22 protein-coding genes are annotated in these 20,938 nt (G+C 47.3%); 13 read left to right on the top strand and 9 right to left on the bottom strand.

Going from position 1 to position 20,938, the window contains the following annotated elements:
* The 3 genes from Q0R37_RS09545 to Q0R37_RS09535 form a co-directional block, all read left to right on the top strand.
* A partial coding sequence (locus Q0R37_RS09545) for a cellulose-binding protein CttA-related protein (protein WP_294753784.1) occupies positions 1 to 821 on the top strand: 821 nt, incomplete at its 5' end.
* A gap of 421 nt (positions 822 to 1,242) precedes the next feature.
* A complete protein-coding gene (locus Q0R37_RS09540; protein ID WP_294753782.1) occupies positions 1,243 to 3,633 on the top strand; it encodes a hypothetical protein in 2,391 nt (796 codons plus the stop codon).
* Positions 3,634 to 3,727: 94 nt separating this feature from the next.
* A complete protein-coding gene (locus tag Q0R37_RS09535) occupies positions 3,728 to 4,615 on the top strand; it encodes an NPXTG-anchored protein (protein ID WP_294753781.1) in 888 nt (295 codons plus the stop codon).
* A gap of 58 nt (positions 4,616 to 4,673) precedes the next feature.
* Here the strand turns inward: Q0R37_RS09535 and Q0R37_RS09530 are convergent, their stop codons facing one another.
* Positions 4,674 to 5,420: a tRNA 2-thiocytidine biosynthesis TtcA family protein gene (locus tag Q0R37_RS09530; RefSeq protein WP_294753780.1), complete on the bottom strand. Its 747-nt coding sequence runs from the start codon at positions 5,418 to 5,420 to the stop codon at positions 4,674 to 4,676.
* Positions 5,421 to 5,848: 428 nt separating this feature from the next.
* Between Q0R37_RS09530 and Q0R37_RS09525 the strand changes: the two genes are divergently transcribed.
* The 6 genes from Q0R37_RS09525 (at position 5,849) to Q0R37_RS09500 (ending at position 11,359) form a co-directional block, all read left to right on the top strand.
* Positions 5,849 to 6,391, top strand: a complete 543-nt coding sequence (locus Q0R37_RS09525; protein ID WP_294753777.1) for a hypothetical protein — start codon at positions 5,849 to 5,851, stop codon at positions 6,389 to 6,391.
* Between the two features lie 66 nt (positions 6,392 to 6,457).
* A complete protein-coding gene (locus Q0R37_RS09520; protein WP_294753775.1) occupies positions 6,458 to 7,129 on the top strand; it encodes a uracil-DNA glycosylase in 672 nt (223 codons plus the stop codon).
* A 13-nt stretch (positions 7,130 to 7,142) separates the two neighbouring features.
* A complete protein-coding gene (metF, locus tag Q0R37_RS09515) occupies positions 7,143 to 8,003 on the top strand; it encodes a methylenetetrahydrofolate reductase [NAD(P)H] (protein WP_294753773.1) in 861 nt (286 codons plus the stop codon).
* Positions 8,003 to 8,671, top strand: coding sequence for a vitamin B12 dependent-methionine synthase activation domain-containing protein (locus tag Q0R37_RS09510; RefSeq protein ID WP_294753771.1), 669 nt, complete (start codon positions 8,003 to 8,005; stop codon positions 8,669 to 8,671). Before metF ends, Q0R37_RS09510 begins: the two co-directional genes overlap by 1 nt.
* Positions 8,672 to 8,875: 204 nt before the next feature.
* The gene (locus Q0R37_RS09505) at positions 8,876 to 10,279 is read left to right on the top strand and encodes an ABC transporter substrate-binding protein (protein ID WP_294753768.1); all 1,404 of its coding nucleotides are present in this window, start codon (positions 8,876 to 8,878) and stop codon (positions 10,277 to 10,279) included.
* A gap of 126 nt (positions 10,280 to 10,405) precedes the next feature.
* Entirely contained in the window at positions 10,406 to 11,359 is a 954-nt protein-coding gene (locus Q0R37_RS09500) for an NAD(P)-dependent oxidoreductase (RefSeq protein ID WP_294753767.1), read from the top strand.
* Positions 11,360 to 11,405: 46 nt separating this feature from the next.
* Here the strand turns inward: Q0R37_RS09500 and Q0R37_RS09495 are convergent, their stop codons facing one another.
* From Q0R37_RS09495 to Q0R37_RS09470, 6 genes are all read right to left on the bottom strand, one after another.
* Positions 11,406 to 11,648: an RNA-binding S4 domain-containing protein gene (locus tag Q0R37_RS09495; RefSeq protein WP_019678992.1), complete on the bottom strand. Its 243-nt coding sequence runs from the start codon at positions 11,646 to 11,648 to the stop codon at positions 11,406 to 11,408.
* Between the two features lie 53 nt (positions 11,649 to 11,701).
* Positions 11,702 to 12,004 (bottom strand): HU family DNA-binding protein, encoded by a 303-nt coding sequence (locus Q0R37_RS09490; RefSeq protein ID WP_294753763.1) that lies wholly within the window; start codon positions 12,002 to 12,004, stop codon positions 11,702 to 11,704.
* Complete coding sequence (gene mazG / locus Q0R37_RS09485; RefSeq protein ID WP_294753761.1) at positions 11,991 to 12,821, bottom strand: nucleoside triphosphate pyrophosphohydrolase; 831 nt, start codon at positions 12,819 to 12,821, stop codon at positions 11,991 to 11,993. The genes Q0R37_RS09490 and mazG overlap by 14 nt, the downstream gene beginning before the upstream one ends.
* Before the next feature lie 188 nt (positions 12,822 to 13,009).
* On the bottom strand, positions 13,010 to 14,005 hold the full coding sequence (trpS, locus tag Q0R37_RS09480) for a tryptophan--tRNA ligase (RefSeq protein WP_294753760.1): 996 nt from the start codon (positions 14,003 to 14,005) through the stop codon (positions 13,010 to 13,012).
* Positions 14,006 to 14,016: 11 nt separating this feature from the next.
* Complete coding sequence (locus Q0R37_RS09475) at positions 14,017 to 14,544, bottom strand: hypothetical protein (RefSeq protein ID WP_294753758.1); 528 nt, start codon at positions 14,542 to 14,544, stop codon at positions 14,017 to 14,019.
* Positions 14,545 to 14,578: 34 nt separating this feature from the next.
* Positions 14,579 to 15,772 carry a PLP-dependent aminotransferase family protein gene (locus tag Q0R37_RS09470; protein WP_294753788.1) on the bottom strand — a complete coding sequence of 398 codons (1,194 nt, stop codon included), beginning with the start codon at positions 15,770 to 15,772 and terminating at the stop codon, positions 14,579 to 14,581.
* Positions 15,773 to 16,035: 263 nt separating this feature from the next.
* Here Q0R37_RS09470 and Q0R37_RS09465 point away from each other — a divergent pair, with 263 nt between their 5' ends.
* A complete protein-coding gene (locus Q0R37_RS09465; protein WP_294753786.1) occupies positions 16,036 to 17,631 on the top strand; it encodes a polysaccharide biosynthesis C-terminal domain-containing protein in 1,596 nt (531 codons plus the stop codon).
* A 176-nt stretch (positions 17,632 to 17,807) separates the two neighbouring features.
* Positions 17,808 to 18,737, top strand: a complete 930-nt coding sequence (locus Q0R37_RS09460; RefSeq protein WP_294753755.1) for a dockerin type I domain-containing protein — start codon at positions 17,808 to 17,810, stop codon at positions 18,735 to 18,737.
* A gap of 45 nt (positions 18,738 to 18,782) precedes the next feature.
* Here Q0R37_RS09460 and Q0R37_RS09455 read toward each other — a convergent pair whose 3' ends face one another.
* Entirely contained in the window at positions 18,783 to 19,391 is a 609-nt protein-coding gene (locus Q0R37_RS09455; protein ID WP_294753753.1) for a hypothetical protein, read from the bottom strand.
* Between the two features lie 214 nt (positions 19,392 to 19,605).
* Here Q0R37_RS09455 and Q0R37_RS09450 point away from each other — a divergent pair, with 214 nt between their 5' ends.
* Positions 19,606 to 20,040 carry an Rrf2 family transcriptional regulator gene (locus Q0R37_RS09450; protein WP_294753752.1) on the top strand — a complete coding sequence of 145 codons (435 nt, stop codon included), beginning with the start codon at positions 19,606 to 19,608 and terminating at the stop codon, positions 20,038 to 20,040.
* Between the two features lie 4 nt (positions 20,041 to 20,044).
* A complete protein-coding gene (locus Q0R37_RS09445) occupies positions 20,045 to 20,227 on the top strand; it encodes a hypothetical protein (RefSeq protein WP_294753750.1) in 183 nt (60 codons plus the stop codon).
* A 57-nt stretch (positions 20,228 to 20,284) separates the two neighbouring features.
* On the opposite strand, the gene Q0R37_RS09440 is transcribed toward Q0R37_RS09445, so the two are convergent.
* Positions 20,285 to 20,938, bottom strand: a 654-nt coding sequence (locus Q0R37_RS09440) for a pyridoxal-phosphate dependent enzyme (RefSeq protein ID WP_294753746.1), incomplete at its 5' end; no start/stop codon positions are given.

The raw sequence follows: 20,938 nt of genomic DNA, 5'->3' as shown, positions 1-20,938 counted from the left end.
CAACTACCACAACCTCAGGTACAACAACCAAGGACGGTGGCAGCACAACAACAACTACCACCACAACATCAGACAGTGGCACAACAACGACCCCAACCACAACAAAGGCCGGATTCGTTTACAAATATGCTTCTATCGAGACAGAGGCAGGCTACTACTTCAGTCACGATGATGGTACAGTATCAGGCGGCTTCAAGAAGTCACAGATAAAGTCCATCCATATCTATGATGTATTTGATGACGGTCACAAGGAAGAGGAAGTTGTTGATACCGACAAGATCAACTTCAATAACGTAACACCTGAATCTGCATACAACAGTGTTCCTCACGTTGTAGGCGTAGGCTCAATTAAGGATTTCCAGTACAGCATCAGTGTATACTATGGAACAGAAGCTCTTGTTGACGAGAACCATAATGAGCTTTCAATTACAGCTTACATCGGTGTAAAGGGAGATGTCACACTGAACAACATCGTTGACTCGGTTGACTCTTCTATAGCACTGAGATATTATTCTGTATTGTCTACAGGCGGCAACGTTAACGAAGTAAAGGCTCAGTCTTGTGAAAACAAGGGCTGCTATAAGGTTTCGAGCGGTACAGATCCGCTTGACCAGCTCGCTGCATTCCTCGGTGATGTAACCGAAGACGAGTACAGCATAATCAACTGGAAGACCACAAAGAGCAGCAGAGTTATTGACGCAGTTGATGCTTCAAGAATGCTTAGCTTCTACGCTAAGAGATCTACACGCGATGCTTCTGTAACAAACCAGAGCATCTGGCAGGAAGTAAATAAAACTGTTGCAACCACAAGTGGATCATGAATTGCTGACTAAAGCAAATAAAAAAGCAGGCTTAACAGCCTGCTTTTTTTCAATATTTACCGATTGACAGATGAAAAACAACATGATATAATATGTATGCTGAAAAGCAAAAAAATAAACCGAAATAGGGCGAAATATTACAGAAAGTTCATTTGGACGAAAATATTACTGTTCATTAAGGGGTATATTGTGAAATAAGCACAAAAAGGCAGAATATTAATCGTCAATTATTTTTGATAAAAATGTGCTGTTTTGCTTGACTTATTGTTGTTTATGTGATAAAATGTAGTTATGAATTTTGGGGCGAATTATATTCAAACGCATGAAATGCTCCCGAAATTTAGCCTAATGCACGGGGCATTTGTGTCCAGGACGTGTCTCGGGCAAAAGGGGAATAAACATGTTAGAGAGGTATAGAACAATGAAGAACTCATTATTCAAGAGAGCAATCGCAGCAGCAGCAGCTGTTCCGCTGACTCTCACACAGTGTCCTACATTCACAAATGCTGTATCAATCAATGCGGTAAAGGGAACTGCACAAGTACAGGCTGAGGATAAGACTGGCGTTACGCTTGAAGATATTCTTTATATTCCTGCAGACCAGACAGTGTCAAAGTGGAACAAGAATTTAACACAGTCATTATCAGCACAGGGCGAGAAGAGCGGTACTGTTGATTTCAAGAAGTATGCTGAAGAGATCATCGCCAAAGCCGGAGACTATCAGGACCTTGCCGAGTATGGTCTTGACCTTATCAGCAACGTTAAGTATGAGCTGAACGGAGACCTTGACCTTACCATCACAGGTGATGTTGCAGAGCCGGATTTCAATGAGATCCTCAGAAATGAACTGGACGCAGCAGAAAAGGATTCGAAAAAGGCTCCCAAGAATGCTCCCGGCAGATCAATGGCTCCGAAGAAGGATGTTCCTGAGGGAAATAATACATCTATCCTTCCCGCAGGTGTAACAATTGAAGATATCAAGAAGATCGACCTCGAAAAGGTTGATATGGACGTTCGTAAGCAGCTCGCTGAGAAGTATGATATCCCCGAGATCGCTGACGAAAGCATAAAGACAATGAGTGAGCTCAAGGAAGCAGTTGAAAAGTCCGAAAAGACACTCGAAGATGCAACACTCAAGCAGATCGCACAGGACTATGTAGCAACAAACTTCAGCGGCATTGATTTCTCAGGCACTAAGATCGGCGGTAAGTTCACACTTACTATTAACGGTTCAGACCTCAAGTCAGGCACAACTGTTACAGCTGATTTCAAGTATGAGTGCAACGACGGAAAGACATATTTCCTCGGTCAGCTCCCTGAGTTTGCTAAGGCTGCATTAACTTCCATAAAGAATACAGGTGACGAGGGCATCGAGAAGGATATCGATCCCGCAGTAAACGCTTCAATCAAGGAGAAGTTTGACGACAAGCTCAACAAGTTCATCAAGGCAGCTTCAAAGAGCGATAACGCTGTTACAAAGCTTCTCGGTGCAGGTCAGCACTCAAAGTCATACACATCAGTTCCTGCACTGATCGCAGATGTAAATTCCAAGATCAAGAGCAACAACTGGCTCAAGAATCACAACCTTGACAAGCAGCTCCCTGCTACAGCAACTGATATTGCTGCTAACAGCAAGGTGCTTGAGATCTATGAGAAGGCATTAAAGGCTACTGACAACAAGTTCAGCATCACAGCTCAGGAGCTCGGTCAGTTCGCTGACAGCCTCGTAAATATCAAGGTAGATACAAACGGCGCTAAGGGAACAGCAATCGCTACATTCCCCGACAGCGAAAAGGAGATCAAGGAGTTACAGGAATATCTCGAAAAGAAGGGCTACGTATACGAGGGCTCTTACAAGAAGCTCACAGCTTCGGGTGACCTTACAAAGATCAAGGAAGAGAAGTTCGGCTCCGCAGACCTCCAGCTTGAGAGAGTACTCCAGACAAACACAACAACTACATCTACTACAACAACTACCACTACAACAACAACTACTACATCAAGCTCAACTTCAAGCTCAACAACATCATCAACAACAACACCGCCTACAACAACACCTCAGGTTACAACAAAGGTTGTTGACGCTTACCTCAAGGCTGAAACAGAGTATGCTTTCTATTACAGCATTGAAGAAGCATTTGACAAGGCACAGCTTTCAAATGTAAAGCTCCACGGCGGTAAGATTCTGAGCGGTTATACAGATGCAGACGGCAAGCTCGTTATTACCGATGAAGGCACAAACACAGAAACAGATGCAGATATGAGCCTTATCTCATTCGGTACAGCTACACCTGCTAATACATACAAGAAGGGTACAGAAAACTTCAGATATGATATCCCCGTTTACTACAACGGTGTGGCTATGATGGATGAAGTAGGCGATCCTTTCACGATCAAGGCTTACATTGGCGTAAAGGGCGATACAAACCTTGACGGTATTGCAGACGCAGTTGATGCATCACTCGTACTTCGTTACTATGCAAAGATGTCAACAGGCAATAAGCCTTACGAAGTAAGCGCTACAACTGCCGCTATAATCAAGGGCAATCCGAGCAGCGTATACGAAGAGCTCGCAGTATTCCTCAGCGATGTTGACACATCAGTTCCGAGACTCACAAGAAAGGGCGGAAGAGTTCTTGACGCAGTTGATTCTTCAAGAATCCTCAAGTTCTACGCTAAGAGATCATCTTCTGACTACGATAGCCTTTCAAACAAGCAGCTCTGGGACATCGTTGACAAGATCGCTCCTGACCCGAATGCAAACGCACAGGCTCAGGAAAACGCAAAGACAGAAGCTGAGTCTCAGTCATAAAGACAGGCTTCTGATCCGAAATGAATGTTTAATCTGCCGCCGTTAGCGGCGGCAGAGAACATATATAAATTATATCTGAAAGGAAATAATGACAATGAAGAAGAATGCATTCAAGAGTGTTATTGCAGCACTCGCTGTTTCAGCTGTAACAGTTTCAAGTACAGCTATGGTAGCATTTGCCGGCGCAGCTGCTGGTCAGACTTATGATACAGCAGGCTTAGATCCTACAAAGGCTACAGTAAAGCCTACACTTACAATCACAACGGAGACAGTTGATGTTTCCAAGGCTGGTTCAAATGTAACTCTTAAGCTTATAGTTTCTGATGAAGCTAACAACAAGTACGCTCCTACAGGTCTCCACATCCAGTTCGACAGCAAACTTAAGCTCGTTGAGAGAGACGGCGAGATCGCTGAAAAGGGTGCAGCTGGTAAGCAGCTCAGCTATACAGAAGAGAAGGACGGAGACAATGGTTTCTTCGTAACAACATCTGCTGATAAGGACAGCGGTAGAAGCGGTGAGCTCTGGCTCTTCGATTTCCAGATCCCTGCTGATGCTAAGGCTGGCGACTTCTATCCTGTAGAGATCGCTTACAAGAGCACAGATAACGCTAAGGACCTCTTCACAAACGTAGATCAGAACGACGAAGGTCAGCTCATGCAGGCTTGGGTATTCACAAACGGTATCGTTCAGGGTGGTATCCAGATCAAGGGTGATACAACTACAACATCAACTACAACAACTACTACAACAACTACTACAACAACTACTACATCAAGCTCAACTTCAAGCTCAACATCATCAACAACAACTTCAGGTTCAACAACAAAGGCTTCAACAACACAGTCTGCTACAACAAAGGCAGCTACTACAACTAAGGCTGGCAACTCACCTAAGACAGGTGTTGCAGGTGCAGGTCTTGCTGTAGCTGGTCTTGCTATCGCAGTAAGCACAGCATTTGTTCTCAGAAAGAAGGAAGACTAATTAATTAGTCATAATTCAGACTGAATAATGAAAGGCTCTCCGTATGGAGAGCCTTTTTTTAATCTTTTTTTAAGGGCGGGACCCAATTTACACCGCCCCAGCCGTCAACATTGGCACGTTTCATAGCACCGAAGAGCCTGTCCTTGAAGCCGTGGTCATTACGTTCCATTTCAGCAAGGAAGTCCTTGGTTTTCTGTCGGTTGGTGTGTCCGTCCGCAGGACAGACGGACTTCACAACAGGAAGCTCGTTTTTGCGGGCGGCTCTGCGTATCTCCTTCTCGGGAGCGAGCACGAGAGGTCTGATAACAGTGACCTTTTTATGAGTGAGGTAGGTACTGGGTGAAAAGCAGCCGATGCGCCCCTCAGTGAAAAGATTCATGACAAATGTCTCAACAGCATCGTCGTAGTTGTGACCGAGTGCCACCTTGCTGCAGCCGAGTTCGTTTGCCGCATCGTGGAGAGCTCCGCGCCGCATACGGGCACACAGACTGCACGGACTTGGCTCCTTGCGGACGTCAAAGACTATCTCGCCTATCTGCGTGGGGATAACGTGGTACTCCACGCCCTGACGCTCACAGAGCTCCGCAACGGGGGAGAAGTCAGGCTTGATGCCTGTAAAGCCCATATCGAGGGTAACTCCCACGACCTCGTAATCAATACCAATGAAGCGCCTGAGGAGTATGAGCCCCTGCATGAGCACAAGGCTGTCCTTGCCGCCCGAAATGCCCACAAGTATGCGGTCGCCGCTGCTTATGAGCCCGTATTCCTGTATTGCCTTTCGCATATAACCGAGAATTTTCTGCATAGTGACCTCCGAGAGAAATGTTTTCCCCTGATTATAACATAAAAAATCAGAAAAAGCAACAGGCGCGGTATAAAAGTCAGCGATTTTATTATCTTTGCCGCGAAAAAGCCAGCGGGGGCACCCCGCTTATAACATAAAAAATCAGAAAAAGCAACAGAAAAGCCTGTCTTTTCAGGCTGAAAAGCCCGAGTTTTCAAAAAATTTTCAATTTAAAACTTGCAATGAACAGAAAAATATATTATAATATAATGTGTATCCTATGACCGCTGTAAGTCGGTTATTGCCCGGAACTGCGTTCGGGGAGCTCGAATTCCGTATAAAGCGGAGAATTTGAGCAGACATTAAAATACGGGATAATTTATTTTTTGATAAAGGGCTTGGCAAAAGCCTGTAACGGAAAGGAGCTGCGCTAAGCCGCAGGATAAAAAATGACATCACTTTTAAACAATGTTATCATTATGGCAGCTGATGAGGAGAGCGCTATATCACAGCCCATGAGAAAGCTGCTCATACTTATAGGAGCAATAGTTGTAATACTGATACTGATAATACTGCTTTTCAGCAGCAAGAGCAAATTCAGACAGTTTCTTTCACTGTTCCTTGAGGAGCAGCCTTACGAGGAAGCGGGCGGCGAAATGCCGCACAGAGGAGCTCCTGCCGCACCTGCACAGCGCAGAGCAGCCCCCGAGGACGAGTTTGTACAGAAACGTACATCAGAGCCTATAGTTGAAATGGCTACCCTTGTAAGGAAGAGCGACGACCGCCTGAGGATCATCGAGAGCTCGGGACAGATAAGGCTTGTCGATGAGTACTACGAGCTTATCTTCGTAACCCGCAAGGGACAGAAGCTCAAGATAGAGTGCTCGGCTGAGGCTTATGACAAAGTACCCTTCAATCAGCAGGGCTCGCTTACATACAGGCGCAATACCCTCGTGAAATTCAAGTACTACGAGGATACGGTGTACAATTGAGAATTTAATCAGGGGACGGACAAAAGTGCTGTCCCCGTATTTGTTTACAGAAACGGACGTGTAAAAATGGTAAACTTCAACAACGACTGGGACGAGCTTCTCAAGGGCGAGTTCGACAAGGACTACTATCTTGAGCTGAGACAGACACTGATAACGGAATACAGGACACAGCGCATTTACCCCGGAATGTACGATATATTCAACGCAATGAAGTATACAGCATACAACGATGTAAAATGCGTCATCATAGGACAGGACCCCTACCACGGCGAGGGACAGGCTCACGGGCTGAGCTTTTCCGTGCGAAAGGGAGTTGCACCTCCGCCGTCGCTCATAAACATATTCAAGGAGATACGCGACGATGTGGGCATCGACAACCTCGGAAAGCACGGCGAGCTGACCAAATGGGCAAAGGAGGGAGTGCTCCTGCTGAATTCAGTACTTACAGTACGCGCAGATCAGGCAAGAAGCCACCACGGCATAGGCTGGGAGAACTTCACCACAGACGTTATAAAGCTGCTGAACGAGCGCGAGAAGCCAATGGTATTCATGCTTTGGGGCGGCGACGCAAAGGCAAAGCAGCAGTTCATAACAAATCCGGACCATCTTGTGCTGAGAGCCGCACACCCAAGTCCGCTTTCGGCGTATAACGGCTTTTTCGGGTGCAGACATTTTTCAAAGGCAAATGCATTTCTCCGCGCAAAGGGCATGGGAGAAATAGACTGGTCAATAGACTGAACGGGAGATAATCATGCATATAAAGGAACTTTTCGGTAAAAAAACGGTATACTCATTCGAGGTGTTCCCGCCTAAAAAGACGAGCCCCGTAGAGGTGATATACGACACTCTCGACGAGCTGAACGGACTAAAGCCCGACTTTATCAGCGTTACATTCGGTGCAGGCGGAAGCGGGAACAGCAAGTATGCGCTGGATATAGCTTCGAGGATAAAGGCGAGCGGCATAACACCCATGCTTCATCTGCCCTGTATCAACTTCACAAAGGCAGAGATAGACGCAGCTCTCAGCGAAGCGCAGGAGCGCGGCATCGAGAACATACTCGCACTCAGAGGCGATATCAATCCCGATATACCGCCTGTGGACGAATTCCGCCATGCAAGCGACCTCATAAACTACATAAAGGCCAAGGGAGATTTTGACATTGCGGGAGCCTGCTACCCCGAGTGTCACCCCGACGCAGACAATATCATAGATGATATAACCAATCTCCGAAGGAAAGTTGATGCAGGTGCAGACCACCTCATCACGCAGCTTTTCTTTGACAACGACAGCTTTTACGAGTTCCGTGAAAAGGCTGCCATAGCAGGCATAAACGTGCCTATAGAAGCGGGTATCATGCCCGTTGTGAATAAAAATCAGATAGAGCGCATGGTTACTACCTGCGGCGCCAGCCTTCCGAAGAAATTCGTGCGTATAATGACGAGATACGAGCACAGTCCCGAGGCGCTCTGTGACGCTGGTATAGCCTATGCCGTAGACCAGATAGTGGACCTTGTGGCAAGCGGAGTTGACGGCATACACCTTTATACGATGAACAAGCCCTACGTTGCCCGCAAGATAAGCGAGGCCGTATCGGGCATACTTGGTGCGTGATGGAGCTGCTGCCGATATCAAAGGCGGAAGCCGCACGGTACATGGGCGTAAAGGGAGAGCCCGACAGAGCTGTTTCGGAGCTCCTTGACAGGGCTGAAAAGCAGGTGCGTGAGACTCTGCGCCCCAAGTACGTCTACCTTGAAACGGATATAACGATAACGGACGAGGGAGTGCTCCTCGGAGCGATGTCCGAGCCGCTGACGGGAGAGGACATAAAGCGGCATCTGAAAGGCTGCAGCAAGGCTGTCCTACTTGCCGCAACGCTCTCACAGGGCGCTGACAAGCTCATACGTCAGGCAGCCGTGACTGATATGGCGTATTCCCTTGCCCTTGACTGCATATGCAGTGCGGCTGTGGAACAGGTCTGCGACCGTGCCGAGGAAGAGATATTCGCAAGAGAAGCTGCTCCTTACAGGACATGGCGGTTCAGCCCCGGCTACGGAGACCTTCCCATAACGATACAGCGGGACGTTCTCCTTGCGCTGAACGCACAGCGCCGTATAGGACTTACTGTTACGGACAGCAGTCTGCTTATACCCTCAAAATCCGTGACGGCAGTCATAGGCCTATCTGATGTTCCTATCGAGCGCGGCAGGCGCGGCTGTGCGATATGCACAATGAAGGACAGCTGCGCTTACAGACTTTCGGGCAGTACTTGTAAAAAATAGTACGCAATAAAGGGCCATTCCTATATTTATTTAATCAGGATTATGTGATAATATCACTATAAATCGTCCCAAAATCTATGTAAAATAGATATTGACATAAATAGTAACAAAGTGATATAATTAAGAAAAACGCAATAATTGAAAAAAGCGCAATTAAAGATATATTCAAATTTAAAAAAGTGCGATCTTTAAAGGAGTTAGATGATGAAAAAAGTCAGGTATTTCATTTCTGCATTGCTCATAGCAGCAATGCCTGCATCACTTCTTTCATGCAGCAGCAAGGAGGACGCTCCAAAGTACAGCAAGGAGCTCGATACCTCTGTAAGAGAAGAGATACATAAGAATGCCGCTGAATCTGATCTTCTTACAGGTGATAAACTTGAAAACGGCGTTATAAAGTGGCTCTCCGACTGGGATATCAACCCCGACGGCACAGGCAAGAACGTACCTACCGACCTTGCAGTGTTTCAGGAGCGCTACGGAGGAACTGTAAAATATTATAAATGCACATACGAAAACCGTTACGACAAGCTTGCGGAGTATATCAACTCCGACGAGGGAATAGATTTCTTCTACGGCGGAAACCTCGATGCTTTTCCTAACGGCGCGATAAAGAAGATATTCGCTCCCATCGACGATTATATTGACTTCGATTCGCCTCTCTGGGAGGACGTCAAGGACCTGAATGACAGCTTTATTTGGAACGGCAGGCATTATATGGCAGGCGTTCAGGCAACAGGCGACAAGGTGGGAGTTATCTATAACAGAAAGACCGTTGCGGAAGCAGGTCTTGAAGATCCCGCGGACCTGTTCGCAAAGGGCGAATGGGACTGGGACGCCTTCGAGAATATGCTCGAACAGTACGTTGATCCGTCAAAGCAGAGGTACGGTATAGACGGCTGGTGGTTCGAGTTCGGACTGATGAATACGATAGGTATTCCTCCCATAAGTCTCGAAAACGGCAAACTTGTAAGCAATATCGGCGATCCTTCAATGGAGCGTGTTCAGAACTGGATGTACGAGCTCAGTCAGAAAGGCTATGTTGCTATTGGCAGTGAAGATCTGGGCTGGGAAGCGAAACCTGCATATATTGGCGAGGGAAAGACGCTGTTCTATCCCGCAGGTCTGTATGAGTTCTACAAGGAGAAATCACAGTGGAGCAAGACCTTCGGAAACGACGCATTCTTTGTACCTATGCCAAAGGACCCCAAGGCTGACGAATATTATATCCCCACAGGCTTTGAAGCCTATATGTTCGTAAGCGGCGGCTCAAATCCCGAGGGCGTGGCAAAGTACCTCGACTGCAAGCGCTTCACACATCTTGACGAGGACACGAAGGCACTTGCCGATAAGCAATTTACGGACGACTATGGCTGGTCGCAGGAAATGCTTGATATGAAGAACAGTATGCAGGAGCTTGCGGAGGAGAATCCTGTGATCGACATATCAAAGGGCATATCCGACGACTGCGGCGAGCTCCTTGACGACAGCCTCAGAAAGGCTGCAAGAGGAACGCCGTGGAACGAGACATACGAGTCCATATATGCAACAGTCGATAAGTATCTTGAAAAGATAAACGCAGCTCCCGATGCTGCGGATATCGAATGAGACCCAAAAGCGAAGCAGCGTTGTATATTTTTAGTTGAAGTATTGAATAAACCACAAAATTATGCTATAATTAACGAAAAGCGGATAAGATCTTGTTAATTTTAGCTTGGAAAGGAGGCTATGATCATGGAGAAAGTACTCGTTACAGGGGGATGCGGACTTATAGGTCAGCATATTTGCTCAGGACTGTTGAAGAAGGGATATGAGGTCATAGCTATTGACAGGGCAGAATCGGGCTATAACGACGGCAAGCCCAATTACACCTTTGTTGAATGCGATCCGACGGATAAGAATTCTATCGCAGAGCTTTTTGAAAAATATGACTTTTCAACTATAGTTCACGCTGCATTTACTGTGGATAACGATTTCCCTCCGACCATTACCGAAAACGAAATGAAGGAGTGTGCCGCGGCAGACAAGTTTATTTACCATTATTCGGTAACATCGTCCATAAAGAAGGTCGTTATGCTCAGCACCTCTCAGATCTATCAGTTCCCGAAAACACGTGAACCGATACGAGAAGACAGCGATCTTAAGCCTGTTACAAATTATGCTGTAATGAAGTACGCGTCGGAAAAGATGATGGCGACGGAAATGCAGCATCATAAGGAGATAATAGGCTGCATACTGCGTTTTGCACCTGTTTATACCCACAATTTTACCGACAATCTCATGGTAAAGATCACCGACCCGAAGGACGGTTCACTATTCGTGTATGGTCAGGGACAATACGGCTTTCAGTTCTGCTGCGTACACAATCTCGTAGACTTTATACTGTGTTTTATCAAGAATGCGGATACTACAAAGTATTCGGGAGTATACAATGTAGGCGACAAGCTGCTTACTTCTGCCGCTGATATCATAACCTTCATGCGTGAGCATCACCGCCTCGGTGCGGTAGTGCAGAAGTCTCCCGCGAATGCGATGTCAAAGCTGAAGGGAATATTCGGCGCAAGCAAGGAAGAAAAGCAGAATTACCGCTATCTTGATATGAACAAGCTGGAAAACAACAATATACTTGACTGCACAAAGGCGTCAAAATTTGTTACTTTCCGCTGGGATATACATAATACCAAGTAAAGTATGACATAATTCAAGCCCCGGGGCATCTGCCTCGGGGCTCGTTTCATTCTATTACCGTGTAGTTGTCGGCTGCATTCTCCTTTGTAGCGTGTTCCGTAACGCTCAGGACCTTTACTTTGAGGGGGCGTGTACCCATATTTATCTCAATGATATCGCCCACCTTGACGTCGTAGGAGGCACGTGCAGCCTTGCCGTTCACGACTATCTTCTCAGCGTCGCAGGCTTCGTTTGCAACGGTGCGGCGCTTGATAAGGCGTGTTACCTTAAGGTATTTATCCAGTCTCATATATATCCTTCCTGTGTTAAAAAACGGGGACAGAAGCCTGTCCCCGTTATTTATTACTTTTTCTTCTTCTTGCTGTTCTTTACTGTGTTAACAGCTTCCTTGAGGCCTCTGCCAGCCTTGAAAGCGGGAGCCTTGCAGGGAGGGCAAACCATCTTAGCCTTTGTCTTGGGGTTGATGCAGGTCTTTTCGCCTCTCTCGCGAACCTCGAATGTACCGAAGCCTGTGATAGAAACCTTGTCACCCTTAACGAGTGTCTCCTGGATAGATGAAAGTGTAGCCTCAAGAGCAGCAGCTGCGTCCTTCTTAGTGCAGCTTGCCTTTTCAGCGATTGAATTGATGAGTTCAGTCTTTGTCATTTTTACGTTCCTCCGTTTTACTGATAATTGATTTTGCCTTGTTCCAATACTTGTCAAGCTCTTCAATCGGAAGCTCCTTCATGTCGATATTCTCGGCAGAAGTGAGATCTTCTGTGACGGAAAAGCGCTTGATGAACTTTTCCGTAGCTGATTTGAGTGCAAGCTCGGCGTCCACGCCGAGGTGACGAGCTGCATTTACGCACGAAAAAAGCAGATCGCCGATTTCTTCTTCGATATTAGCCTTATCGTTATTAGCGATAGCAGCGTCCAGCTCAGCCTTTTCGTTTCCGATACAAGCCACAGCATCCTCTGCACAGCGGAAATCCATACCTGCCCTCATTGCGCGTTTGCCGACCTTCTGCGCTCTCATGAGAGCGGGAAGTGACTTTGCAACGCTTGTGAGCGTATCGGTATAGCGTTCCTGACCCTTAGTTTCCATTTTGATGGCGTCCCAGTTTTTTAGCACCTGATCGGTGGTATTTGCTGTAACGTCACCGAAAACGTGGGGGTGACGGATGATGAGCTTCTTGCAGATTTCGTCGCACACATCATCGAAGGTAAACGTATTTGTTTCCTCTTCGATCCTGCAATGGAAAACTACCTGAAGCAGAACGTCGCCAAGCTCTTCTCGAAGAAGCGCCTTGTCGTCAAGGTCTATAGCCTCGATGACTTCACAGGTCTCTTCTATGAAGTCACTCTTGATAGACGTATGGGTCTGTTCTCTGTCCCAGGGGCAGCCGCCCTCGCCTCTCAAAAGCCTGACTATATCGAGCAGATCGCTGATCGAGTAATGATCCTTCTGCTGATATTCAACCATAGGAAAACACTCCCTTAAAGACGGGCTATGTAATATAATACCCTAAAATTTATCAAATTGCAACCTATTTTTTACAATTTCGTCAATATTGTGGAATAAAATGTTTTGCAATGTCGCGATTTGTATATTTTTGCCATATAATTACTCATAGTTATATATGTTTAAATATAAAAACCTTATAAAACGACCTATCTGTCAACAAATCCGACCTTATGATAAACCTTTGAAACTATCCTTCCCGAGTACCTGAGAGCCTTCTGTGCACCCTCGGTATAGCACTGCTTGAGGTATGTCTTGTCGGCACTGAGTCTTGCGAACTCAGTACGTACAGGTTCGAGGTGATCCGCAACGGCTTCACCCACGGCGATCTTGAAGTCGCCGTAGCCCTTTCCTGCGAATTCCGATTCGATAGCCTTGAAGTCCTTGCCGGTAACGCAGGAGTAGATGGTCATAAGGTTATTTATGCCGTCCTTTCCCTCGCGATAGCATATTTCAGCCTCGCTGTCGGTAACGGCTCTTTTGAATTTGCGTATGATAGTATCCTTATCGTCGAGGATAAGTATGCAGGCGTTGGGATTATCGTCTGATTTGGACATCTTCTTGGTCGGCTCCTGCAAAGACATTATCTTTGCGCCCACCTCGGGGATATAAGGCTCTGGGAGCGTGAAGAAGTCGCCGTAGCGCTGGTTGAAGCGCTGAGCGATATTTCTTGCCAGCTCAAGGTGCTGCTTCTGGTCAACGCCTACGGGAACGAGGTCTGCGTTATATGCGAGGATATCCGCAGCCATGAGCGTAGGATAGGTGAAGAGTCCCGCATTGATATCATCGGGGTGCTTCTGGCTCTTGTCCTTGAACTGAGTCATACGTGAAAGCTCGCCGAACTGCGTATTGCAGCCGAGTATCCAGTTGAGCTCCGCGTGTGTGGGAGCGTGGCTCTGTATAAAGAGTATGGACCTTTCGGGATCAACGCCGCAGGCCATGAGGAGAGCGTATGAATTGAGTGTGTTCTGACGGAGCTTTGCAGGCTCTTGTCTTACTGTGATAGCGTGCATATCCACAACGCAGTAGATGCAGTTGTACTGCTCCTGCAAAACGCCCCAGTTCCTGACAGCTCCGATATAGTTGCCGAGAGTAAAGGTGCCTGTAGGCTGGATACCGCTGAATATCAGCTTTTTATCGTCCATTTTGCGACTCCTTACTGATTTGCTTTTCTTCTGATAGCGTCGTCCTTGAGCTGACAGTTTCTGATCTCAGTGAGAACGCGCTGATAGAGAACGTAGAATGAGCGGAGCTCCTTCTCCTCCTCGGGGATAAGGCCTGCAGCGAGCTGGGTCTTGTAAACACCGTTCTTTGTAAGGAGGAAGATATTGTTTGTTCTTCCCTTGGGGAGATCGTAGGACTTTGTCTTTTCACATTTTGGCATGATCTGTCCCGCATTTGCAACGAGAGTATGAGCAGCCTGTACGAGGTTCCTGTATCTCTGCGAAGCTCCTGTGTACTCGCCGCCGTTATTGAAGTAAACATTTGCAGCGCCGTTGATGAAGCATACCATAGTAGTGAGAACGTCAGCCGACATGGGGATGTCGATGACTACTCCGAAAACGTCGTCCTTTTTGAGCTTGACGATGCTGTTGAAGTACTCGGCAGGGAAATTGATAGCCTGACCTCTTGTCATAAGGTATTTCTGTGTGACATTATATCTGTCTGTCATTCTGTTTGGCATAGTGGATTATCCTTTCAGTGTAATTTCTTTTTTATCAATCGAGCATTTCTTTTGTCATGCGGGCAAGGATCTCCATACCCTTTTTTATCTGCTCGTTTGTAGGCGTAGAATAATTGAGTCTGAACGAGTGGCTTACCTCGTTCTCGTCGATGCTGAACGAATTTCCGGGGACTACAGCTACCTTGTACTGCTGAACAGCCTTTTTGCAGAATTCGTTCATATTGCAGCTCTCGGGGAGATCGCACCATACGAATAGACCGCCCTGAGGCTTGATATACTTTATCTGCTTTGAGAATTCGTTGTCGATGTAGCCGCACATAAGGTCGCATTTCTCCTTGTATATCGCGCGGAGCTTCTTGAAATGAGCCTCTCTGTCAACTGTTGACATGAATCTGTAAGATACTACCTGAGCCCACATATTCGAGTGAACATCGGCGACCTGTTTGCATACTACCATTTTCTGTATTACAGGTGAGGGAGCAGAGCAGTAGCCTGTTCTGAATCCCGATGAGATTATCTTTGAGAATGTGCTGGAGTATATAACTCTTCCCTCTGTGTCGAAGCTCTTTATGCAGGGTACATTTTCGCCCTCGAAGCGAAGCTCGCCGTAGGGGTCGTCCTCAAGTATCATGAAGTCATACTTGCAGGCAAGCTCGTAAACAGCCTTTCTCTTTGCAAGTGACATGGTCTTTCCCGTAGGGTTCTGGAAATTCGGTATAACATAGAGGAGCTTGATGTTCTTTTCGGTCTTGATAGCGTTTTCCAGCTTTTCAAGGTCGATGCCGTCGTCCTCCATCTCAATGCCCTTAAGGTGTACGTTGTATGAGCGGAAAGCGTTGAGCGAACCGATAAAGCACGGCGACTCCACAAGAAGAGTATCTCCCTCGTTGAGGAGCACCTTGCAGGCAAGCTCGTTAGCCTGCTGACCGCCCGAGGTAATGATAAGATCGTCGAACTCTTTATGGAAGCAGCCCTTTTCAGCCATCCAGTCCTTGAGAAGATCACGCAGGGGAGTATATCCTTCCGTAACGCTGTACTGAAGAGCGAGTATAGGGTCCTTGCTGAGAAGCTCGGCAGATATCTCGGCAATGCGCTCCTTCGGGAAAGCCTCTGGTGCGGGATTGCCTGCCGCAAAGGAAATAACTTCGGGGTCGGCTGTGAATTTCAGAATTTCTCTGATAGCCGATGCCTGGAGCTTGCTTACCTTGTCTGAGAATTTATATTCCATTTTAAAAACCAGCCTTTCGTCTGTTTGATAGTACATTGATTGATATATGCTCCGTCTTTTCCGAGCATAAGTGAGGTATTATACGTTTCTTTTGCACAGTCTTACATAACATTATAACATATAAATACAAAAATTGCAACAGCCGCGGAATAATAGTAGGAAAAATTATCATCTCAGCCGCGAACCTGTCCGCGTGGAACACATAATCAATGCTGATGCCGCATATATTTTGATGAAAAAAGTCAAATGGGAGGCGTTTCGGACTGAAAAAGCAGAATTTCATCAAGGGCTCCATAATACTGATGATATCGGCGGCTGCTGCAAAGCTGCTGGGGGCGGTGTTCAAGATACCCCTTACGAACATACTTGGCGGCATAGGCATGAGCTATTTCAGCTGTGCCTACAGTATCTTCATGCCCGTGTACGCTCTGACGGTAACGGGGCTGAGCTCTGCCGTGGCGCGTATGACCGCACAGAGCGCAGCCCTCGGTATGTATGCAAATGCGCTGAAGGTCCGGCGGACAGCGCTCATGCTGTTCTCGGGAGTGGGACTTGCGGGAAGCCTGCTGATATTTCTGCTTGCAAAGCCTTTCAGCCTGTATTTCATCGGCAGCCGTGAAGCCTGCGGAGCAGTTGCCATGATAGCTCCGTCCGTATTTTTCGGGTGCATCACGGCAGTAGAGCGCGGCTACTATGAGGGCATGAGCAATATGTACCCCACGGCATTCTCGCAGGCGGCAGAGGGTGTTGTCAAGGCAGTATCGGGACTTCTGCTGTGCGGCTATGTGATCTCTCGCCCCGATACTGTAATGAGACTTTTTCCCGATATAAGCGATGTCCGCGGAGCGGCAGCGGCTGCAGGAGTGCTTGGCGTCACCCTTTCAACGGCAGGAGCGGTGCTTTTCTTTGCGGTCATGAGGCTGTTTTCACGCCCTCAGCGGGGCGGCGAGCCTCATCTCATGAGCAGCAGGGCTATAGTCAGGGAGCTGACCGCAACAGCTCTCCCCATTGGTATAGGAGCACTGGTCACAAATCTCACGGCAGTAGTGGATATGTGGACGGTGATAGGCTGCATATCAAGATTTGGCGGGATAAAAGCTCCCGAGGGAGTATCCACGAACGAGCTTCCCGGCTTTGTGTACGGCTCCTTTGCGGGAATAGCCCTTACGTTATTCGGACTTGTCCCTTCGGTGACGAATATGCTTGGCAAGGGAGCTCTTACCTGTATTGCCTCTGCCTGTGAGAGCGGCGACAGGGCGGCACTTGAGCGCGGGACCATGCAGGCTCTGCTGACGTCTGTGATAATAGCCGTACCTGCGGCGGCGGGATTATTTGTACTTGCTCCCGAGGTGCTGAGCTTCCTGTACCCCCGACAGACCGACGAGGCGGCCATATGCGTAGCTCCGCTGAGGTATCTCATGGCAGGCATGGTGTGCCTGTGTGCTTCTTATCCGCTGTTCAGTATGCTTCAGGCGGCAGGGAAGCCTTCCGCGCCGCTGAAGATAATGCTTGCGGGCACAGGGCTCAAGCTTGCGGGAAATCTTCTCCTCATACCCCTTATGGGAGTTGAGGGAGCGGCTCTGTCCACGACCCTGTGTTATGTGCTGATACTCTGTCTTTCATTGAAGATATATATTACAGAACTGAAAATAAAAATACAAATTATACCATTTGTAAATGTAGTTTATGCAGGCTTGATGTGCGGCGGCACAGCCTATCTGACAGCCTGTGCCGCGAAACATCGGGAACTGTCGCAATTGACGGTAATAGGCGTATCTGCGGCTGTGGGAGGAGCTGTTTACGCGGCACTTCTGAGGTACCTTTCGGCAGGTCGGATGACCTGTTTCAAGCACACTTAGTGGAACTTTGTGGACAAAATGTAAAAAATTGCTATTTTTGCAGAAAAATGTCAAAAATCCTACCGCCGATTGTGATAATACACGAATTTGAATATTGATGTTGCAAAAAAATATGGAATATGCTATAATAAAAACAACAAAAGAAGTCCCTGAAGGGGGAAAAGGGAGGGAGAAAAATGAAACGCAGGATAGCAAGATTTATAACGTTCTGTATAGCAGCTGTAATGCTTTTAGCACCATCGGTATCAAAGGTCTATGCAGGGCCCGCTGCAGGTGATACATATTTGCTGGAATATGACAAGGACGAAAATACTCATGTGGTGCTCAACCCTGACAAGGCGACTGTCAAGCCCTCATTATCGCTGACAAAGCTGCAAGTCCCCGTCAATCAGGTAAAATGGACATATACCATAGAGCTTACAGTAAGCGGCGCAGAGAAAAAATATGCTCCGACGGGAATACACGTAAGATTTGACGACAGGCTCCAGCTCCAGTTCGCTGAGGAAGAGGATTATGCGGAATATGGCTCTGCTGCCAAGCAGCTCAGCACAAAACAGCAGCCCGATTACATCAACGAAAACGGCACTCCTCACGGCCTGTTCTTATCGACCTCATGCGGTAACGGCAATAACGGAAAAGACGGCGTTTTATGGATCTTCAAGGTCAAGCTCCCAAGTGACGCCAAGGTAGGGGACAAGTACCCCATAGAGATAGTTTATCAGGTCAATAAAGAGAATGCCATGCTGCATGACATATTCACGAATTTGGCCGACGATAAGGACGGCAAGAATATGGAAGCATGGGTGTTCACAAAAGGCATAGAACAGGGATACATCGAAATAACCGAAGCCAAGCCCATCACAGGCGACCTTAATGGTGACGGCATACTTGATGCCAGTGATGCATCCATACTTCTGATGAGATATGCACAGTACTCCATAGGCGCGGCGACTCCGACAGAGGAAGACCTTGCTCTCAGCGATATCAACAAGGACGGAATGATAGATGCTATCGACGCTTCATGGCTGCTTGCGTACTATGCAGCTGTATCCACAGGTAAAGAAATGCGGTTTGAAGACTTCTATAAAGAGATGAAGAATTCATGACCATGCCATAGACAGAAAAAAGGAAGCCCGCAGTGCGGGCTTCCTTTATTTCATCAGTTCCGAACCTATCTCGTTGAGGTCGTCGGCAGTTATGCTGTATTCGATGACCGTACCCTTGTCGTTGGGATTGCTTCCTGTTGGGTAGAAGCATACCGTGAACTCGTCGGCGTTGTCTCTGAGGATAAATCCGCCGATGATACCGCTGAACTGTCCGTTTGACGGGATATTAAAGGGATCCTCGTAGTATTTGTCCTTCTTGAGGCTGCTCCTTGCATAGAGCTGTGAGCGGACGTCGGAAAAGACCTCTGTCCCGTCAGGGAGCTTTATGTAGAAGTTGTTGAGGGTATTGAGAGTATACTCCTTGTCTGTGCTGTTCCTGAGGTCGATATCGAAGTATACGAACCTTTCCTTGTACTCGTGATCGGTGTGAACAAGAACTGATCTCAGAGTAAAGGCTGTATTGTTGGCAGTTATCTCCTTGCCGATCTCGCCCGTCAGCTCGGTAGAACCTATGGGAGCAACTTCTTCCGTGTTGTACGTCGGGAACATTTCCTCATCAGATGCGTCATTCTTGTTATGGTTATGGCAGCCTGCTGAAAGAGCAGCTGCAAGGGAAGCTGTCATGAGAACGGCAGCTATCTTTTTGATATTCATGTTTCTTTCCTCCGTTGTATTAAGAAATCGCCGTGCGATATACTTGCAAATTTAGCACATATAGTATATCACAACAAAGCGTGGTATGTCAAGGGGAAAACGCAGGGGCGTCTTTGGTGAAAATATAAAAAGTTGATATTTCCTCTTGCAATTCATACTAAACCTATGGTATAATAGAAATCAAGATGTACAGAAAGGACGTGCATAACATAATATGAAGATATCGACCAAAGGAAGATACGCTCTCAGGATGCTCTATGACCTTGCGCTCCATCAGGAAGAGGGATATGTATCGCTTAAGGATATAGCAGACAGACAGGGGATATCGAAGAAATACCTCGAGCAGATAGTTCCGCTGCTGAATAAAACAGGACTTCTCAGAACGAACCGCGGTAACAAGGGCGGATATATGCTTTCGGGAAAAGCCGAGGAGGTCACGGTAGGCGATGTGCTGAGGGCGACCGAGGGCAGCCTTGCACCTGTAGCCTGTCTTGATTTTGAACCAAATGAATGTCCGAGAGCAGCCGAATGTTCGACCCTTTTCGTATGGGAGGGGCTGTACAAGGCGGTGAACGATTATCTTGACAGCGTTACGCTGAAGGATATAATCGAGCACGGCACGAACATTTCGGGCGATTACTGCATATAAAGCCATGGCAGATAAAGTCACAAGGGACATGATAGCCGATTCGGGCTTGCACGACTATAAAATAGAATTGATAAGTATTGATTATACGGCTTCAAGGCTTGTTATTATGCTGAAAGACTTAAAGGGCGGCGATGCCGAGCTCCTTGAACTCAATTCGGGAGACAGCATAACAGTTGAATACGCATGAAAAAAGGGAGTGATAATGTTTTTATCACTCCCTTTCGGCATATATTATTTTCTGATATTATTCAAACATAGGAGTTGAGAGATAACGCTCACCTGTATCGGGAAGCAGAGCAACAATAGTCTTGCCCTTGTTCTCGGGGCGCTTTGCGAGCTGGATCGCAGCCCATACTGCCGCACCCGAGGAAATACCTACAAGTACGCCCTCATTTCTTACGATAGCCTTGCCTGTTTCAAATGCGTCCTCGTTGGAGACCGTGATAACCTCGTCGTATATCTTTGTGTTGAGAGTTTCGGGAACAAATCCTGCGCCGATGCCCTGTATCTTGTGAGGACCTGCCTTGCCCTCGGAGAGAACAGGGGAGTTCTTCGGCTCAACGGCAACTATCTTGACATTTGGGTTCTTGGACTTGAGGTAAGCGCCTGTACCGCTGACAGTACCGCCTGTGCCGACGCCTGCAACGAAGATATCGACTTTTCCGTCGGTATCGTCCCATATCTCAACGCCTGTAGTCTTTTCGTGGATAGCAGGGTTGGCGGGATTTGTGAACTGCGACGGGATAAAGCTGCCCTTTATTTCCTGAGCGAGCTCCTCAGCCTTGGCGATAGCGCCCTTCATGCCCTTTGAGCCGTCTGTGAGTACGAGCTCTGCACCGTAAGCCTTCATGAGGTTGCGGCGCTCGATGCTCATGGTCTCGGGCATTGTGATGATAAG

It is taken from the genome of uncultured Ruminococcus sp. (assembly GCF_946415235.1).
GTDB lineage: Bacteria > Bacillota > Clostridia > Oscillospirales > Ruminococcaceae > Ruminococcus.
Note: the sequence above shows the minus strand (reverse complement) of the source record. Positions and strands in the feature narration are given on the sequence as shown.

Coding starts and splice junctions, on each gene's coding strand:
- Q0R37_RS09540 (WP_294753782.1), top strand. CDS start 1,243: ATGAAGAACTCATTATTCAAGAGAGCAATCGCAGCAGCAGCAGCTGTT.
- Q0R37_RS09535 (WP_294753781.1), top strand. CDS start 3,728: ATGAAGAAGAATGCATTCAAGAGTGTTATTGCAGCACTCGCTGTTTCA.
- Q0R37_RS09530 (WP_294753780.1), bottom strand. CDS start 5,420: ATGCAGAAAATTCTCGGTTATATGCGAAAGGCAATACAGGAATACGGG.
- Q0R37_RS09525 (WP_294753777.1), top strand. CDS start 5,849: ATGACATCACTTTTAAACAATGTTATCATTATGGCAGCTGATGAGGAG.
- Q0R37_RS09520 (WP_294753775.1), top strand. CDS start 6,458: ATGGTAAACTTCAACAACGACTGGGACGAGCTTCTCAAGGGCGAGTTC.
- metF (WP_294753773.1), top strand. CDS start 7,143: ATGCATATAAAGGAACTTTTCGGTAAAAAAACGGTATACTCATTCGAG.
- Q0R37_RS09510 (WP_294753771.1), top strand. CDS start 8,003: ATGGAGCTGCTGCCGATATCAAAGGCGGAAGCCGCACGGTACATGGGC.
- Q0R37_RS09505 (WP_294753768.1), top strand. CDS start 8,876: ATGAAAAAAGTCAGGTATTTCATTTCTGCATTGCTCATAGCAGCAATG.
- Q0R37_RS09500 (WP_294753767.1), top strand. CDS start 10,406: ATGGAGAAAGTACTCGTTACAGGGGGATGCGGACTTATAGGTCAGCAT.
- Q0R37_RS09495 (WP_019678992.1), bottom strand. CDS start 11,648: ATGAGACTGGATAAATACCTTAAGGTAACACGCCTTATCAAGCGCCGC.
- Q0R37_RS09490 (WP_294753763.1), bottom strand. CDS start 12,004: ATGACAAAGACTGAACTCATCAATTCAATCGCTGAAAAGGCAAGCTGC.
- mazG (WP_294753761.1), bottom strand. CDS start 12,821: ATGGTTGAATATCAGCAGAAGGATCATTACTCGATCAGCGATCTGCTC.
- trpS (WP_294753760.1), bottom strand. CDS start 14,005: ATGGACGATAAAAAGCTGATATTCAGCGGTATCCAGCCTACAGGCACC.
- Q0R37_RS09475 (WP_294753758.1), bottom strand. CDS start 14,544: ATGCCAAACAGAATGACAGACAGATATAATGTCACACAGAAATACCTT.
- Q0R37_RS09470 (WP_294753788.1), bottom strand. CDS start 15,772: ATGGAATATAAATTCTCAGACAAGGTAAGCAAGCTCCAGGCATCGGCT.
- Q0R37_RS09460 (WP_294753755.1), top strand. CDS start 17,808: ATGAAACGCAGGATAGCAAGATTTATAACGTTCTGTATAGCAGCTGTA.
- Q0R37_RS09455 (WP_294753753.1), bottom strand. CDS start 19,391: ATGAATATCAAAAAGATAGCTGCCGTTCTCATGACAGCTTCCCTTGCA.
- Q0R37_RS09450 (WP_294753752.1), top strand. CDS start 19,606: ATGAAGATATCGACCAAAGGAAGATACGCTCTCAGGATGCTCTATGAC.
- Q0R37_RS09445 (WP_294753750.1), top strand. CDS start 20,045: ATGGCAGATAAAGTCACAAGGGACATGATAGCCGATTCGGGCTTGCAC.